Annotated in this window: 15 protein-coding genes and 1 pseudogene; 9 read left to right on the top strand and 7 right to left on the bottom strand. The window is 52.0% G+C overall.

The features are described 5' to 3' along the window. Positions 1 to 17 precede the first annotated feature (17 nt). The 3 genes from JD108_RS17480 to cyoD are packed head-to-tail and all read left to right on the top strand — an operon-like array spanning position 18 to position 2,927. On the top strand, positions 18 to 2,003 hold the full coding sequence (locus JD108_RS17480; RefSeq protein WP_198827266.1) for a cbb3-type cytochrome c oxidase subunit I: 1,986 nt from the start codon (positions 18 to 20) through the stop codon (positions 2,001 to 2,003). Further along, entirely contained in the window at positions 1,988 to 2,608 is a 621-nt protein-coding gene (cyoC, locus tag JD108_RS17475) for a cytochrome o ubiquinol oxidase subunit III (protein ID WP_198827265.1), read from the top strand. Before JD108_RS17480 ends, cyoC begins: the two co-directional genes overlap by 16 nt. 1 nt (position 2,609) lies before the next feature. After that, positions 2,610 to 2,927, top strand: a complete 318-nt coding sequence (cyoD, locus tag JD108_RS17470) for a cytochrome o ubiquinol oxidase subunit IV (protein ID WP_198827264.1) — start codon at positions 2,610 to 2,612, stop codon at positions 2,925 to 2,927. Positions 2,928 to 3,059: 132 nt separating this feature from the next. Here the strand turns inward: cyoD and JD108_RS17465 are convergent, their stop codons facing one another. Next, on the bottom strand, positions 3,060 to 3,437 hold the full coding sequence (locus tag JD108_RS17465) for a hypothetical protein (protein WP_198827263.1): 378 nt from the start codon (positions 3,435 to 3,437) through the stop codon (positions 3,060 to 3,062). Position 3,438: 1 nt separating this feature from the next. Here JD108_RS17465 and JD108_RS17460 point away from each other — a divergent pair, with 1 nt between their 5' ends. Next, positions 3,439 to 4,644 carry a transposase gene (locus JD108_RS17460; protein WP_007781419.1) on the top strand — a complete coding sequence of 402 codons (1,206 nt, stop codon included), beginning with the start codon at positions 3,439 to 3,441 and terminating at the stop codon, positions 4,642 to 4,644. Positions 4,645 to 4,903: 259 nt separating this feature from the next. On the opposite strand, the gene JD108_RS17455 is transcribed toward JD108_RS17460, so the two are convergent. Together JD108_RS17455 and JD108_RS17450 are read right to left on the bottom strand one after the other, a co-directional pair. Next, the gene (locus JD108_RS17455; RefSeq protein ID WP_198827262.1) at positions 4,904 to 5,314 is read right to left on the bottom strand and encodes a hypothetical protein; all 411 of its coding nucleotides are present in this window, start codon (positions 5,312 to 5,314) and stop codon (positions 4,904 to 4,906) included. 34 nt (positions 5,315 to 5,348) lie between these two features. Further along, complete coding sequence (locus JD108_RS17450) at positions 5,349 to 5,939, bottom strand: hypothetical protein (RefSeq protein WP_198827261.1); 591 nt, start codon at positions 5,937 to 5,939, stop codon at positions 5,349 to 5,351. A 1,008-nt stretch (positions 5,940 to 6,947) separates the two neighbouring features. Between JD108_RS17450 and JD108_RS17445 the strand changes: the two genes are divergently transcribed. The 4 genes from JD108_RS17445 to JD108_RS17430 all read left to right on the top strand — a co-directional run bounded on the left by JD108_RS17445 (position 6,948) and on the right by JD108_RS17430 (position 11,401). Beyond that, positions 6,948 to 8,333: an L-cystine transporter gene (locus tag JD108_RS17445; RefSeq protein WP_198827260.1), complete on the top strand. Its 1,386-nt coding sequence runs from the start codon at positions 6,948 to 6,950 to the stop codon at positions 8,331 to 8,333. A 252-nt stretch (positions 8,334 to 8,585) separates the two neighbouring features. Beyond that, the gene (locus tag JD108_RS17440) at positions 8,586 to 9,788 is read left to right on the top strand and encodes an iron-containing alcohol dehydrogenase (protein WP_198827259.1); all 1,203 of its coding nucleotides are present in this window, start codon (positions 8,586 to 8,588) and stop codon (positions 9,786 to 9,788) included. A 148-nt stretch (positions 9,789 to 9,936) separates the two neighbouring features. Then, positions 9,937 to 10,509, top strand: coding sequence for an FAD-dependent oxidoreductase (locus tag JD108_RS17435; protein ID WP_198827258.1), 573 nt, complete (start codon positions 9,937 to 9,939; stop codon positions 10,507 to 10,509). Positions 10,510 to 10,663: 154 nt separating this feature from the next. Next, on the top strand, positions 10,664 to 11,401 hold the full coding sequence (locus tag JD108_RS17430) for a hypothetical protein (protein ID WP_198827257.1): 738 nt from the start codon (positions 10,664 to 10,666) through the stop codon (positions 11,399 to 11,401). A gap of 197 nt (positions 11,402 to 11,598) precedes the next feature. On the opposite strand, the gene JD108_RS17425 is transcribed toward JD108_RS17430, so the two are convergent. Beyond that, the gene (locus JD108_RS17425; protein ID WP_007781419.1) at positions 11,599 to 12,804 is read right to left on the bottom strand and encodes a transposase; all 1,206 of its coding nucleotides are present in this window, start codon (positions 12,802 to 12,804) and stop codon (positions 11,599 to 11,601) included. Between the two features lie 199 nt (positions 12,805 to 13,003). On the opposite strand from JD108_RS17425, the pseudogene JD108_RS17420 reads away from it, so the two are divergent. Further along, positions 13,004 to 13,643: pseudogene (locus JD108_RS17420) on the top strand (MFS transporter); the annotation flags it as partial. A 200-nt stretch (positions 13,644 to 13,843) separates the two neighbouring features. On the opposite strand, the gene JD108_RS17415 reads toward JD108_RS17420, so the two are convergent. From JD108_RS17415 to JD108_RS17405, 3 genes are read right to left on the bottom strand one after another with little or no spacing between them, the layout of a single operon-like run. Then, a complete protein-coding gene (locus tag JD108_RS17415; RefSeq protein ID WP_198827256.1) occupies positions 13,844 to 14,374 on the bottom strand; it encodes a cupin domain-containing protein in 531 nt (176 codons plus the stop codon). A 19-nt stretch (positions 14,375 to 14,393) separates the two neighbouring features. Then, a complete protein-coding gene (locus JD108_RS17410; protein WP_198827255.1) occupies positions 14,394 to 15,191 on the bottom strand; it encodes an ABC transporter ATP-binding protein in 798 nt (265 codons plus the stop codon). Positions 15,192 to 15,196: 5 nt separating this feature from the next. Then, positions 15,197 to 16,171, bottom strand: coding sequence for an ABC transporter ATP-binding protein (locus JD108_RS17405; RefSeq protein ID WP_198827254.1), 975 nt, complete (start codon positions 16,169 to 16,171; stop codon positions 15,197 to 15,199). Between the last annotated feature and the right edge of the window lie 10 nt (positions 16,172 to 16,181).

Raw genomic sequence — 16,181 nt, 5'->3', positions numbered from 1 at the left:
GGGAGGAGGAACACCGTATGTGGGAGAAGATCAAGGATTTTGCCTCTACCTTCTTTGTCACCGGTGATCCATTGATTTACGGCGCTGACGTCTCCATCGTGCTGACCATGGCAGCCATCGTTTTTGTCCTGACCAAGTACAAAAAATGGGGCTGGCTGTGGCGCGAGTGGCTGACCACCGTCGATCATAAAAAAATCGGGATTATGTACCTGATCGCATCGCTTCTGATGCTGTTCCGCGGCGGGGTGGACGCGCTTCTGATGCGTCTGCAGCTCGCTTTCCCGAACGTGGAATTCCTGCATTCCGAACATTACAATGCGATTTTCACCACTCACGGCACGATCATGATTCTGTTCATGGCGATGCCGATGATGTTTGCCCTGTTTAATATCGTGGTGCCGCTGCAAATCGGGGCCCGCGACGTTGCCTATCCGTTTTTGAACGCCGTCAGCTTCTGGATGTTTCTGTTCGGGGCGATGCTGTTCAACCTGTCCTTTGTCATCGGGGGCTCTCCGGATTCCGGTTGGCTCGCCTACCCGCCGCTGTCGGAGCTCTCGCACAGCCCCGGGGTCGGGCAGAACTTCTATATCTGGGGGATTCAGATTTCCGGTATCGGTTCACTTGCCACCGGAATTAACTTCCTGGTGACGATCCTGAAAATGCGCGCGCCCGGCATGAAGCTGATGAAGATGCCGCTGTTCACCTGGTCTGTTTTGTCCAGCTGCATCACGATCATCTTCGCGTTTCCGATTTTGACCGTAACCTTGGCGCTGCTCTACATCGACCGCTTCCTCGGCGCCCACTTCTTTACGATGGACGGCGGCGGTAACCCGATGATGTACGTCAACCTCATCTGGATGTGGGGCCACCCGGAAGTGTACATCGTGGTGCTGCCGGCCTTCGGGATCTTCTCCGAGATCGTGGCGACGTTTGCGAAGAAAACCATTTTTGGTTACAAATCCATGGTCTTCGCCATGATCTCCATCAGCGTGCTCTCCTTCTTTACCTGGGTGCATCACTTCTTCACGATGGGGGCTGGCGCCGACGTGAATGCGTTCTTTGCGATCACGACGATGGCGATCGCTATCCCGACCGGGGCGAAGGTGTTCAACTGGCTGTTTACGATGTACCGTGGACGTGTCTCGTTTGAGCAGCCGATGCTATGGACGATTGCCTTCATTCCTTGCTTCCTCGTCGGCGGGGCCACCGGGGTCATGCTCGCGGTAGCACCTGCGGACTATCAGTATCACAACAGCTACTTCCTGATCGCGCACTTCCACCAGGTGCTGATCGGCGGCGTGGTCTTCGGTTACCTCGCCGGGATTTACTACTGGTGGCCGAAAATGTTCGGCTTCAAGCTGGATGAGCGCCTCGGCAAATGGGGCTTCTGGCTCTGGAACATCGGTTTCTACGTCTGTTTCATGCCGCAGTATGCGCTCGGCTTCATGGGAATGACCCGCCGCCTGTACACCTATGGCTGGGATATGGGCTGGGCGCCGCTCAACCTGATCTCCACCGTCGGGGCATTCCTGATGGGCGCGGGCTTCGTCTTCCAGGTGTGGCAGATTCTCTACAGCATCAAGCACGGCGAGCGTGACACGACAGGCGATCCGTGGAATGGACGCACGCTGGAATGGTCGATTCCGTCCCCGGCGCCGCTGTATAACTTCGCCGTCGTCCCCGAGGTAAAAGGGGCGGACGACTGGTGGCTGACGAAGCAAGAGAGGGCCAATGGCACCGCGAAAGCAGAGAAAGCTCAGCTCGAACCGATTCACATGCCGAAAAACTCCGGCATTCCGTTTGTCATGTCGGCTTGCTGGTTTGTCGCCGGCTTCGGATTTGTCTTCGGCTGGGTATGGATGGCCGTCGTGGGAATGATCGGCGTCGCCCTGACGATGTGGGCGCGGTCCTTCGAATACGATACGGACTACTATATCCCGGTCGATGAAGTGCGACGCACGGAGGCTTCTTTTGGGAGGGGGATATCATGCAACAAGTCATGACGCATCACGGAGACAGTCATGATCACGGCCATGATCACGGGCACGAGGACCACGAAAATCTCAAGGTCCTCGGCTTCTGGATCTTCCTCGTGACGGACTGCATCCTGTTTGGCACCCTGTTCGCCACCTATGTCGTCCTCATGCACAATGTCGCCGGCGGCCCGACAGCCAAAGAGCTGTTCGAGATGCCAGGCGTCATCGCCGAGACCTTTATCCTGCTCACGTCCAGCTTCACCAGCGGCCTGGCTACACTGGCCATGCACAAAGGCAACACCAAGCAGCTGATCGGCTGGCTGGTCGTGACCGCGCTGCTCGGTCTTGGATTTATCGGTTTGGAAATCAACGAGTTTGTTCATCTGGTGGCAGAGGGCGCGACGATTTCCACCAGCGCATTCCTCTCCGCCTTTTATACACTGGTGGGAACGCACGGTCTGCACGTGTCAGTCGGCCTTTTCTGGATGCTCGCGCTGATGATCCAGCTGGCCCGCCGCGGGATTACCCCGGTGACCCGCCGCAAAGTGACCAACCTCAGCCTGTACTGGCACTTCCTCGACGTCGTCTGGATCTTCCTGCTGACGGTCGTCTATCTGTTGGGGGTGATGTAAGATGGCGCAGCATGAGAATCACGGTGAAAACCACGGTACGTTCAAGTCTTACGTGACGGGCTTTGTCCTGTCGATCATCCTCACGATCATTCCGCTGGTGCTGGTGATGAATCACATCCTTACGGGGACGGCGCTGGTGGTCACGATCATGTTGATGGCTGTGGCCCAGCTTTTTGTCCAGCTGTTCTTCTTCATGCACATCCGCGAGGGCGAAAAGCCGCGCTACAATGTGCAGGCGCTGGTGCTGGGAGCGGTGATTGTGTTTACTATCGTAGCGGGTTCGATGTGGATTATGACGTTTAACTCGCAGGTGCAGTAGTTCGTTTTTCGGTTTCAAGAACCGCCCTGGCGCTTTTATGTGCCGAGGGCGGTTTTATGTGAATGTAGGCATCAGTTAAGGGCCTATTGGCCGGGGTTTTCTTATTTTCAAATGTGGCCTTGACCACACTCTCTAAATTGTTATTTTTGAGAATAACCATATTAGAAATACGATAGCCACAAAAATAACAATTGTGGGGACTATCCCCAATTTACTCAAAGGCCGTAAATCCCCAAATTCAGCACGATCAAAGGTATCCCTGAGATTAGAAAATGGGTTTTTCTGATGCTCATCTTCTTTCTTCTCATTGTTATTATTATAATTATCGCACATTTGTGAACACCTCAATTTTTTATAAATTAAGAAGTTGGTTAGCTTTTTTAGATGAGCCTTTTGCATAAATCTAAACCCTTGAGCAACAAGGTTTTCTGAGCATAAAAAAAGGACTTCACCCCGACCTGGAGAAGTTTTTCGGTGACCAAACCACAAACCCCAGAGGAGGGAAGTCACTTTGTATATTCTCCAAGAAAGTCTGTTTTCCTTTGAGGAACTGCAAAAGTTAGAATCGCGGGAGCGATTGCCTATTTTCTTCAGCGTGCTTGATTTACGTCCCTACGCCCAACAGCTAAGAAGTACTTCACCCCGTGGTGCTGAAGGGCACTGCCGCCAAGCGATTCTTCGGGCACTCCTGGTCGCACCGTTGGAAGGAATCTCAACATTTACCACATTGCAGCGTCGTCTTGAGTTGGATTTGCGTTTCAGATATCAATGCGGTTTCCCTTTAGACCGCTCAGCTCCATCAATCGCTACGATTAGCCGAGTATTTGCCGAACTGACCAGGAAGGGGTTGGCAGAGCAACTATTTCTGGATCTCGTTCGCTTCTGCCAAAGTGAAGGAATCATCAAGGGGAACCATCTGGCCATCGACAGCGCAGCCATTGAAGCGTATGAAAAGAAGCAACCGAAGTCTCGCAGTGAGCAGACAGGCAATGCCAATTGGGGAGCCAAATTCGACTCGTTCGGAAATAAGCTTTCGTGGTTTGGGTACAAGATTCACCTTGCGGTGGATACAAAAAGCGAATTGCCCATGGCTCTTAAGGTCACTCCCGCCCATATAAATGACGGAGATATGGGTCCTGTGCTGATGGAGCAGGTAGCGGCTCGTCGGCTAACAAAAGTGGACTTCGTCATGATGGATGCCGGATACGATCAGTTGAAGAATTACATAGCTGCTCGTAGAATCGGGGCGCAAGCGATTATCCCACTAAATCTACGCAATGAGAAAGAGCCTCCCGCTGGCATGACGTCAAATGGGACTCCCTGCTGCTCCATGGGGTACGAGATGACGTATTGGGGAGCCGATGGCGACCAACTCAAGTTCCGCTGCCCCCATGCAACAGGAAAAGTGGACTGTCCTCTCGGCATGGCGGCTTGTTCTGCATCGAATTACGGCATGGTGGTGAAAGTCGACATCAAGGATGATCTTCGTCGATACAGCCATCCACATCGAGATACCAAACGCTGGAAAGAACTTTACAACGAACGAACCAGTGTAGAGCGTTGCAACTCTCGCCTCAAATCGTATTTGACAGCCAATTCCCTGCATGTATGGGGCATCGAGAAAGTCAAGACGCATGTATATCTGAATGCCATCGTCCTTTTGGTTTCCGCACTGGCTGTGGCAAGAATACATAAGATCGAGAAGGAAGCTGCGTAAAAAACGGAGCGATAAAATTCTGCAGGTCTGCCCAAAATCAGTGTTAGCCCTTGATTTTCTTTTATTTTGATAACAATTCTTCATGCAAGGACTCCTTCGAATTTATCGCGTCTAATCAAGAAGTGAATTTTGCAAAAGGCTCAGATAAAATAATAAAATGACAACGGGAGCGTTTCCGCTCCCATCCATTATTCAAAAGGAGATCTTCACTTGTGGAAGCCATATTGGTTAACATTAAAGGTAAATATCCTTAATAATATTACTTTTCCTTTTCGCTTCCTAGTCTATACCGTTTTTGATGTTTTTCCTTAAATTCTTCCCATTTACCCGCCTTTATAAGAGCTTCTTTTGCTTTAATAGTTTTTTCTGTTAACAATCCCTCGTAATATTCTTGCCTTTCAATATATTCGTCAAAGGTGATTTCAGCGACTACGGATTTGTCTATGCCGTTAACTAATGTAATCTTCTTTTGTTTAGCGGCAGGTGATCCCTTTTCAATAGTTACATATTCTGTCGCAGGTGCTTGAGTCTCCGAATTAATAAGAAAACCATCTTTTTCAATGTACTTCGAATCTGCACTGACAACCGAAAATCCAAATGTCATAACAGAACCTAAAGCAAGACCTAGAGCAGAGATACCTGTCACCTTTTTAAACATTTTAAACTTCACAAATGACTCCTCCTCTTCGTTATATATATTATTTTTACTGATATATATACATGTTGTTACCATTAACGACTGTAACATCATCGGTCCACGACATAATATAATCTATCATATAACCTGATAGACTGTGGTGAGGAGCACTACTTCCGTAATAAGAGTAATCAAATTTTTGAGAAGTTGTCTTTAACTGGTATTGAAATCCAATATAGCCTGTTTTATTGGGGTCAACAGTTCCATTAGCAATTACATCTCTTATATTTGGATGAAAGGAATCACTTTCTATTTTATAATTTAGCACGTTGTTATATGGTGCATTTGGTGCTGGCTCTCGTACTCCAACTAAACTCATCTTAGTACTGTCGTAAGAGTGGATTACCCCCATCGGTTGTGATTTCGTGTAAGGATGTCCTACCCAGTACTGAGCCCAAATTCTGCTATTTGAATCTGCATTTCTATTAACATTAATTGTTGAATAAACATCTCCTCGTTTTAGAAATTCAATAGCATATAAGTTTGAACTAGAGTTGTAGTACGGATCAACTAACGTTTGAGCAGCCAGAGCTGAACCTATACCTGCCAGTGTTGATAGAACAAAAACAATACTTGTCATTACTTTTCTTTTTTTCAATTTAATCTCCCTCTTCCTTTTTAATAATATAGACAGTTTTCATAGAATTATTTTCAAAATCAATCACCTCCATATACATACTTATTATTTATAACGTTTAATAAATTGGGAAAAGTTGCACATATTGTATTTGCTTTACAAAAATACTTCTTCATGATTATAAGTAATCATAACTAAGATAGTTCAATTGAAGGTTTTCACATTTTCGAATCACTAATACGAGGAACGATAATGTTAATGCTAATCTATCCAGTCCAAAGGTTGATGGTACAAGATGTCCTCATTTAGACGGTGAACACGTCCAAATGCTGTGATTAAGCCAATAAAGATGAAAAATTTGATGAGCTGAATTGTCCAATTCTTCACGTTTTTTACCGCAAAATAGCGTTGATGAGATATATCGGCCAAATGGCATAGTGATCTGGACATTGATGACCGACTTGCCGAGGGGAATTTTTACAGTCACAGCAATCTCCCCCTTCCGTCCCCCATGAGGGGGAAAAGCAGGGAACTCGTCCCCTGCACCCCATCGCTTGCCGCGTGAGCAGGCCCAGCAAGGGATTGCTGGGCGGTGTAATAGCGTCGGGAAAAAGGGGACACCAGTCAAGGCTATATAAACGCTTCGCGGCCTTGACTGGTTCACCGCTCTGGTCACTTTAGCAATCAGTTTCTGGTCATCCAACCTCATCAACTTTTGGACATTATGTGGTAGCTAAAACACGATAAACGAACGTCAGGTTAAAAGCATCCAATGTAAGCGAATGAGTAAATGCTCTTTATGCCGCAAGTGGGGAGGGCATAAGTACGGCCGTTATTCGTCCAAGGAGATGAGAGGCTTTTTCAGGGGTGAGGCGGGATCGAAACTATGGGTACAGCATGGCGAACCCAAGTTTCGAAGGAGATAATTTGAAAACATACTTTACAGATCGGAATTATTAGATAAGATAAAAGAGTAAGGTTTTCTTTCTTGCTCATACAAAATTGACAAAGGAAGTGGAGGGAACCGCCATGTCGACGTTTCTGACCATCGTCAACATCGCACTCATGCTCGCATTCATTTATGGATTGTATGCTTTGCAGAAAAAACACGTTTCGTTTTCCAAACGGGTGTTTGTCGCCCTCGGCGTCGGGATCGTATTCGGACTCGGCCTGCAGCTGGCGTACGGCACGCAGTCCGACATCCTGAAAACAAGCATCGACTGGTTCAATATCGTGGGCAAAGGCTACGTGAAACTCTTGCAGATGATTGTCATGCCGCTTGTTTTCATCGCCATCGTGTCGGCCTTCACCAAAATGAAGCTGACCCATAACATCGGAAAGATCAGTTCTCTCATCATCGGAATCCTCGTCGGCACGACAGCGCTGGCGGCGGCGATCGGGATTGCCTCGACGTTCGCTTTTCATCTGGACGGCGCCCAATTCCAGCAGGGGGAAGCCGAAACGGCCCGCATCACGCAGGTGGAAGATAGACTGGGCACACTCCAGGGCATGACGCTGCCGCAAAAAATAACAGAACTGCTGCCGGCCAATCCGTTCCTTGACTTTACAGGCGAGCGGCCGACGTCGACGATCGCGATCGTTATTTTTGCCGCCATCATCGGTATCGCTTTTCTCGGGGTCAAGCGAAAAAATCCGGAACAGGCTGAGCTGTTCGCCAAAATCGTAGATACGTTCCATACCATTATCATGCGCGTCGTCACACTGATCCTGCGCCTCACTCCGTACGGCGTGCTGGCGATCATGACGCGGGTGACAGCTACCAGCGACTACCAGGCGATCTGGCAGCTGGGCAAATTTGTCGCCGCTTCCTATGTGGCCATGCTCATCATGTTTGCCGTCCATCTCCTTTTGCTTGCGATCGCGGGATTGAATCCGCTGACGTATGTGAAAAAGGCGTTTCCGGTGCTGACGTTTGCCTTCACGTCCCGAACGAGTGCCGGTACGCTGCCGCTCAATGTCAAGACACAGACGCAGGATATGGGAGTTCCCGAGGGAATCGCGAACTTTGCCGGATCGTTCGGTCTGTCCATCGGCCAAAACGGTTGCGCGGGGACGTACCCGGCCATGCTGGCCGTGATGGTAGCGCCTCTCGCCGGCGTCGATCCGCTGACTCCGTCCTTCATCCTGACACTGATCGCCGTGGTCGCCATCAGCTCCTTTGGGGTTGCCGGCGTAGGCGGTGGCGCGACGTTTGCCGCGCTGCTCGTGCTGTCCACGATGAATCTTCCCATTGCCATCGTCGGTCTGCTCATTTCGGTGGAACCGCTCATCGACATGGGCCGCACCGCGCTCAATGTGAGCGGCAGCATGACAGCGGGGCTGTTGACCAGCCGGGCGACCAAAGAATTGGATGCGGATGTATTTCATGATAAACAGCAGTCGATACCGGCGTAAGGATTGATTCGGGGGGAGATCGTCCGGATGCTGTGACCCGTAGATCTGTACGAACCGAAAGCCGCAGAAAGGCACGCAAGAAGCCGCCTTTTTGCGGCTTTTTTTGGCCAAATAGGAATTTATCAGGCTTGGCGAAGCCCGGTTTTCTAACGCGTACGGGGATAGCAAAAAAAGGAAAATGTCGGGTAAAGGCCGAATAAGATGAGAAAGCGGTAATCGGAAGCGAGATCCTGCAAAAATGAGGTGATTGTAGTGAATACCTTCGCTCAATTTCACTCTCCGCCAGGCGTGCTGTACGGACGGGGTTGTTTCCAACAAGCGGGAAAAGAAGCCGCCGCTAAGGGAAAAAATGCGCTGATCGTCACGGACCCCATCATGGCAAGGCTCGGATACGTGGAGCAGTGCCGCCAGCTTCTTGCGGAGGAAGGCGTGGACAGCGTCGTCTATCAGGGTGTGATCTCCGAGCCTACGGACGAGTATGTGGCAGAGTCGCTCGAAGTGCTCCGGAAAGAGGCCTGTGACATCGTCATATCGCTCGGCGGCGGGAGCTGCATCGACACAGCCAAGGCGATCGTCGTCCTGGAGAGTAACGGCGGTTACATCGGCGACTACATGGGGGGCAAAAAAGCGTGTGTGCAACCCCGCATCCCCCATATCGCGATACCGACGACAGCCGGGACGGGCTCGGAAGCGACCGATGTGACGGTCATCACCAATTCGCAGAGCCATGTGAAAATGATGATCAAGCATCCCGCCTTTATGCCCGCGCTCGCCATCGTGGACCCTCTGCTGACGATGTCAGCCCCGCCGCAAGTCGTCGCCGCTACGGGTATCGACGCACTTTGCCACGCGCTGGAAGCCTACCTGTCGAGGAAAGCTCACCCGATGACGAACATGCTGGCGCGTTCGGCGATCAGCCACATCATCCAGTCTCTGCGGCGCTCCTACGACAACCCGCACGATCTGGATGCAAGAGAGCGGATGAGCATCGGGTCGCTGCAGGCGGGGATGGCTTTTTCCAATGCCTCGGTGACCCTGGTGCACGGGATGTCCCGTCCGATCGGGGCAATATTCCACGTCCCGCATGGCATTTCCAATGCGATGCTGCTGCCCGCCGTACTGGAGTTCAGCAGCTCGGCCTGCCAGGAGCAGCTGGCCGAGCTGACGCCCTTGTTTTTGCAGGAGCAAGACGTGGAACTGGTGACGGTCACAGAGCGGGCTGACTATGTGATTCGGAATGTAAAAGAGTTGTGCCTGCATTTGCAGATCCCCAATCTGCGAAGCTGGGGCATCCCGGAGAGGGAGTTCCAGGCGTCCCTGGAAAAAATGGCGCGGGATGCCTGGGACAGCGGGAGTCCGGCGAATAACCCGCGGGTTCCGACGATAGAGGAGATTTTGCAGTTGTATCGGGTTTGCTATGATTATTCTTTTTCCGGTGATCAGGTGGTGAATTAGCCATTGCCGCTGCAACCCTGGCCGCTCCGCCCCGACGAACAGCGCCTCCTTCTCTCCAAACTGTAAAGAAGCAGAAAAAAATCTTCTCTTTTTCGATACATACTCTATAATTAAGTTGAGTAAAAGAATTTGGAAAGGTGTGGTTCTCATGTACGATATCGCAATTATTGGAGCAGGTCCCGCCGGGGCGAGTGCGGCACTGTTTGCAGCCAAGGCAGGAAAAAGCACCTTGCTTGTTGACAGCGACAAGGGCATGACGAAACGGGCCTGGGTAGAAAACCATTACGGCGTCAAAGGGATCTCCGGTCCCGAGATGATTGAGATCGGAAAACAGCAAGCGGCCCATTTCGGCGCCAAGCTGATTGCGGATCAAGTGACAGAAATCACGAAAACGGCAGACGGCTTTTCCCTTGCGACAGAAGAAAACGGCAGCTTTGAGGCCAAGCATGTGATTTTGGCCACCGGTCTCTCTGTGGATGTGGCGGAGAAGGCAGGCGTCGCGACGAAGCCGGGCACCGAGCCGCGGATCAAAACCGTCGTGGATGCAGATGCGTCCGGCAAGACCAATATCCCGGGGATATGGGCAGCCGGCACCTGCGCGGGCGTCAGTGTCCATACGATTATTACCGCCGGCGACGGGGCCAAAGTGGCGATCAACATCATCAGTGAGCTGAACGGTGAGCGTTACGTCGACCATGACATCTTGAAAAAAGAGGGATAAACCGGGAGGCTCCCGTTCCGCGAATAGGGACGGGAGCATCGTCTCTTATAGTCACCAGGAACTTTTTTCTTGTATAATAGTTCTCAGGTCGCACGTTCATCTGACCGCCATACTGGATACGATACGGATGAGATGATAACTGGAGCTGAATGCGATGAAAAAAGTCCTGGGAATTACGCTGATGGCGGCTTTGCTTGGGCTGAATGCCTACATATGGCCTGCCTTGTACAAATCGGTGTCGGCCTCGGCCAAGGCGGGGGAAGCGGGCACTGCCCGTGAAAAAGCGACAGCAGCAGCGGCGGGTGTCGATTTCTCCAACCAAGACCCTCAAGCCGCCCAAGCGGTCTTTCAGAAATGGGCCCAGTCGGCGGAAAAAAGCGACGCTGCACAGCGCTTCTCCGCTCAGGGGAGCGTTGCGCAGGGGCAACACAAGCCGGCTGCACAAGCAAAGACAGCCGCACAGGCGAAGAAACCGGTAAAGAAGGCTGCGCAGACGGCCAGTGCGAAGAAAGCGGCGCAGACGAAAAAACAGACGGCCGGGCAACCCGCGAATCCGGCAGCGACACAGCCAGCAGGCTATTCGCCATACGGCGCTCCCGCTTACTCGGATGAAGGCGTATACGTGGTCGATTACGGCAGCCCGAACAGCGGCTGGGTAGAGCTGTCCGACGGCACTATCATGCGAAAAAGCGATGGAACGCGGACGTTTAACCTCCCTTACGAAAAAAATCCCTACACGGGAGAAATCAAGCCTTTTGTCGAGCCGATGTCGGAAGCGGCCTACAAGATGTATCAAAGCCAGCAGGCCGGCTTTCAACCGCCGACGATCACCCATTACAGCAAGCCGCCGGCGACTCCGGTCCCGAGGCCTTACAATCCGAATTTCCCATGAGAGACAAGCTCGGATTGGTTTCCTTTGCAGCGCTTCCATGCGCTGTTTTTTATCTGAGCCTTTTGCAAAATTCACTTCTTGATTAGACGCGATAAATTCGAAGGAGTCCTTGCATGAAGAATTGTTATCAAAATAAAAGAAAATCAAGGGCTAACACTGATTTTGGGCAGACCTGCAGAATTTTATCGCTCCGTTTTTTACGCAGCTTCCTTCTCGATCTTATGTATTCTTGCCACAGCCAGTGCGGAAACCAAAAGGACGATGGCATTCAGATATACATGCGTCTTGACTTTCTCGATGCCCCATACATGCAGGGAATTGGCTGTCAAATACGATTTGAGGCGAGAGTTGCAACGCTCTACACTGGTTCGTTCGTTGTAAAGTTCTTTCCAGCGTTTGGTATCTCGATGTGGATGGCTGTATCGACGAAGATCATCCTTGATGTCGACTTTCACCACCATGCCGTAATTCGATGCAGAACAAGCCGCCATGCCGAGAGGACAGTCCACTTTTCCTGTTGCATGGGGGCAGCGGAACTTGAGTTGGTCGCCATCGGCTCCCCAATACGTCATCTCGTACCCCATGGAGCAGCAGGGAGTCCCATTTGACGTCATGCCAGCGGGAGGCTCTTTCTCATTGCGTAGATTTAGTGGGATAATCGCTTGCGCCCCGATTCTACGAGCAGCTATGTAATTCTTCAACTGATCGTATCCGGCATCCATCATGACGAAGTCCACTTTTGTTAGCCGACGAGCCGCTACCTGCTCCATCAGCACAGGACCCATATCTCCGTCATTTATATGGGCGGGAGTGACCTTAAGAGCCATGGGCAATTCGCTTTTTGTATCCACCGCAAGGTGAATCTTGTACCCAAACCACGAAAGCTTATTTCCGAACGAGTCGAATTTGGCTCCCCAATTGGCATTGCCTGTCTGCTCACTGCGAGACTTCGGTTGCTTCTTTTCATACGCTTCAATGGCTGCGCTGTCGATGGCCAGATGGTTCCCCTTGATGATTCCTTCACTTTGGCAGAAGCGAACGAGATCCAGAAATAGTTGCTCTGCCAACCCCTTCCTGGTCAGTTCGGCAAATACTCGGCTAATCGTAGCGATTGATGGAGCTGAGCGGTCTAAAGGGAAACCGCATTGATATCTGAAACGCAAATCCAACTCAAGACGACGCTGCAATGTGGTAAATGTTGAGATTCCTTCCAACGGTGCGACCAGGAGTGCCCGAAGAATCGCTTGGCGGCAGTGCCCTTCAGCACCACGGGGTGAAGTACTTCTTAGCTGTTGGGCGTAGGGACGTAAATCAAGCACGCTGAAGAAAATAGGCAATCGCTCCCGCGATTCTAACTTTTGCAGTTCCTCAAAGGAAAACAGACTTTCTTGGAGAATATACAAAGTGACTTCCCTCCTCTGGGGTTTGTGGTTTGGTCACCGAAAAACTTCTCCAGGTCGGGGTGAAGTCCTTTTTTTATGCTCAGAAAACCTTGTTGCTCAAGGGTTTAGATTTATGCAAAAGGCTCATCTGAATGGGATATCGCCGTTTTCAAAAAAATAAGATGCGAACAAATGCGATAAACAAACGGAGGAGTACCGTGTGATTGCAAAAGAGAGCAAAGTTGGATTTGTGGTAGCGGGACTCCTGCTAGGTCTCTTGATGGCATCGATGGATAACACCATAGTCGCGACAGCCATGGGCACCATCGTGGCGGAAATGGGCGGGATGGACAACGGACGGCGAACAGCATCGTCCAATTGAGCATCACCGCGCCATCCAGGGGATCGGCGGGGGAGCGCTCATGCCGATCGCCTTTACGATCATCTTTGACATCTATCCGCCGGAGAAGCGGGGGAAGATGACCGGTCTTTTTGGTGCCGTCTTTGGCACCTCCAGCGTTTTTGGTCCGCTTTTGGGCGCCTACATAACCGAGTACATCAGCTGGCACTGGGTGTTTTACATCAATGTTCCGATCGGGCTGTTGTCGCTCATTTTTATCAGTGTCTACTACAAAGAGACGCTGGGGTATCGCAAGCAGAAGATCGACTGGTGGGGAGCGGTCACGCTGGTGGGTGCTGTCGTCAGCCTGATGTTCGCGCTTTTCATCGTCGTCGAACGGCGCGCGGAGGAGCCGATCATCTCCTTTGCGATGTTTAAAAAGCGGCTGTTTGCCGCCAGCAATGCGGTCGCTTTGCTCTACGGGGCGTCGTTTATCATCGCGACGATCTACATCCCGATCTCCTCGCCTCCTCGATCGCGCAAACCTTCTTTTGGGCATTGGTCCCGGCCAAAGGGAAGACAGATCCAAAGCCGGCGGGAGAGCGAAGCTGACGGGAAGGGAACTCTAGCTACCAACAGGCACAAAAAAAACAGGGTATGGCGCCCAAGCAGCCGTACCCTGTTTTTCTTTTGGCAGCAAACCCCATCCCCTTGGCCGGATCAAGTGGCACGAGCCCAGATGGCAAGCGAGACGGAGTTCCCCGGATTGATAAAACGGTGCGGGGATGAGCTGTTGAAGCCGATGCTGTCCCCCTCGTAGAGATGGTACTCCCGGTCGGCCAGCAGCACCTTCAGCTCCCCTTTCAGAATATAGCCGCACTCTTCGCCCGAATGGGAAATCTGCTCCTGCTCCAGCGTCTCCCCCGGCTCGATCTCGATCAGCAAAAACTCAATCTTGCCTGCCTGAATCGGGGTAAGCACATGGTATTTGACGTTGGTATTTTTCAATTGAATCAGTTTGTGCTGATTCTTGCGGATGACCGGCTCCTCGTCATCCTTTCCTTTGAAAAAATGATTGATCGGTACATCAAGCGCGGAGCATATTTTCCAAAACGTCCCTACGGTCGGGTCGACCAGACCGCGCTCGATTTGGGAAAGCAGGCTCATGCTGAGGCCGGTCTTGTCCGCCAGATTTTGCAGGGTTAGCCGCTTTTGTTTCCGTATTTCTCTCAATTCTGCTCCGTTAAACATGGTATCGACCTACTTTGCTCTACAAGCTTGGAGAATAGCTATTATTGTGAAGGCTGGGCAGGGAAGACAACAATGTTTGGGTGTAGGACTCCTGCGGGTGCTCGAAGATGTCCGTAACCGTCCCGGTCTCGACGATCCGTCCCTTTTGCATCACAGCCATGCGATCGCACATATAGCGAATCACAGACATGTTATGCGAGATGAACAAATAGGTCAACCCCCGCTCGCGCTTTAACTCTTTCAAGAGATTCAGGACATGGGCCTGAACCGATACGTCCAGCGCAGAGGTCGGCTCATCGAGGATCACAAAGGCAGGGTCAGTGATCAAGGCCCGGGCGATCGCGATCCGTTGACGCTGTCCGCCGCTGAATTCATGCGGATAGCGGGGCAGATGCTCCGGCTTCAAGCCGACCCGGCTGATCAGGGCATGGAGCCGCTCTTTGCTCCCTTTTTGCCGGCGTTCCTCTGCGGGCAGCGCCCACAGCGGCTCCAGGATGATCTCCTGGACGCTCATGCGCGGATCGAGGGAGGACTGGGGGTCCTGAAAGACGATCTGCACCTCGCCCGGCTTTCTTCTCTTGTACGTTTTCTCGTTCCACAGGGAAATTCCTTCGTACAGGATCGTTCCCTCCGTAGGGTAGTCCAGTCCTGTCACCATCTTTCCCAATGTGCTCTTGCCTGATCCCGATTCGCCGATCAGGCCGAAGGTTTCTCCGGCGTAGATGGAAAAGCTCACATCCGATACGGCGCGATGGGCTTTGCTTCCTTTTCCGTATTGCTTGCCGACGCCGGATAGCTGCAGCAGTTCTCTGGTCATTTGGATCACCTCACCCAGCATGCGACTTGATGGATATCGGAAGATTCGGCGCTGGCTGCCGCTACTGGCTCCAGGGGAGGACGGTCCTCCCGGCACAGGGGCAACGCATGTTCACAGCGCGGGGCAAAGACACAGCCGGCGGGCAGATTGCGCAAGTCGGGCGATTCCCCGGGGATGGCGAGCAGCGGCTGGTCGGGGGAAGCCATGTCGGGCAGGGCTCCGATCAGCGCTCGCGTATAGGGATGAACCGGCTTTTGCAATACCTCGTCCGTTTGTCCCGTTTCGACAACCTTCCCCGCGTACATCACCACTACCCGCTTGCACACCTGTGCGACGACGCCGAGATCGTGCGTGATCAGCATGATCGAGGTGCCGCGTTTTTCGGCCAGCTCTTTCATCAGCTTCAGGATTTCATGCTGGATCGTCACATCCAGAGCAGTCGTCGGCTCATCGGCGATCAACAGATCGGGAGGGGCCGACATCGCCAGAGCGATCACGACCCGCTGCCGCATGCCGCCGCTCAATTCAAACGGGTATTTGCGTGCGACCCGCTCCGGATCGTTGATTTTGACTTCTTCCAGGCTGAGCACGGCTTGCCGGTAGGCTTCCTTGTAGGGGAGCGCGCGATGCCGATGGATGACCTGGGCTAGCTGATCGCCGATGCGCATGGTCGGGTGCAGGGCGGTCATCGGCTCCTGAAAGATCATGGCGATCTGCTTTCCGCGCAGCGCCTGCTGATCCTTTTTGCCAATCCGCAAAATATTTCTCCCGCGATAGAGAATCTCGCCGCTTTTGATGCTTGCGTTCTTTTCCAATAGGCCCAGGATAGTTAGAGCGGTCACAGACTTGCCCGAGCCGGATTCTCCCACCACCCCGACGATCTCTCCCTGTCCGATGGAAAAAGAGACGCGGTCGAGGGCCTGAACACTCTGCTGCATGGAGGAGAACGTAACGGACAGATCGCGGATTTCCAACAGCATGGTCAACACT

It is taken from the genome of Brevibacillus composti (genome assembly GCF_016406105.1).
GTDB lineage: Bacteria > Bacillota > Bacilli > Brevibacillales > Brevibacillaceae > Brevibacillus > Brevibacillus composti.
This window is presented reverse-complemented; position numbering and strand designations above follow the sequence as displayed.

What these genes read in the sequence shown, in the direction of transcription:
- JD108_RS17410 (WP_198827255.1), bottom strand. Translation starts at nt 15,191, where the DNA reads ATGACCAGAGAACTGCTGCAGCTATCCGGCGTCGGCAAGCAATACGGA.
- JD108_RS17405 (WP_198827254.1), bottom strand. Translation starts at nt 16,171, where the DNA reads ATGCTGTTGGAAATCCGCGATCTGTCCGTTACGTTCTCCTCCATGCAG.
- JD108_RS17415 (WP_198827256.1), bottom strand. Translation starts at nt 14,374, where the DNA reads ATGTTTAACGGAGCAGAATTGAGAGAAATACGGAAACAAAAGCGGCTA.
- JD108_RS17445 (WP_198827260.1), top strand. Translation starts at nt 6,948, where the DNA reads ATGTCGACGTTTCTGACCATCGTCAACATCGCACTCATGCTCGCATTC.
- JD108_RS17480 (WP_198827266.1), top strand. Translation starts at nt 18, where the DNA reads ATGTGGGAGAAGATCAAGGATTTTGCCTCTACCTTCTTTGTCACCGGT.
- cyoC (WP_198827265.1), top strand. Translation starts at nt 1,988, where the DNA reads ATGCAACAAGTCATGACGCATCACGGAGACAGTCATGATCACGGCCAT.
- JD108_RS17435 (WP_198827258.1), top strand. Translation starts at nt 9,937, where the DNA reads ATGTACGATATCGCAATTATTGGAGCAGGTCCCGCCGGGGCGAGTGCG.
- JD108_RS17430 (WP_198827257.1), top strand. Translation starts at nt 10,664, where the DNA reads ATGAAAAAAGTCCTGGGAATTACGCTGATGGCGGCTTTGCTTGGGCTG.
- cyoD (WP_198827264.1), top strand. Translation starts at nt 2,610, where the DNA reads ATGGCGCAGCATGAGAATCACGGTGAAAACCACGGTACGTTCAAGTCT.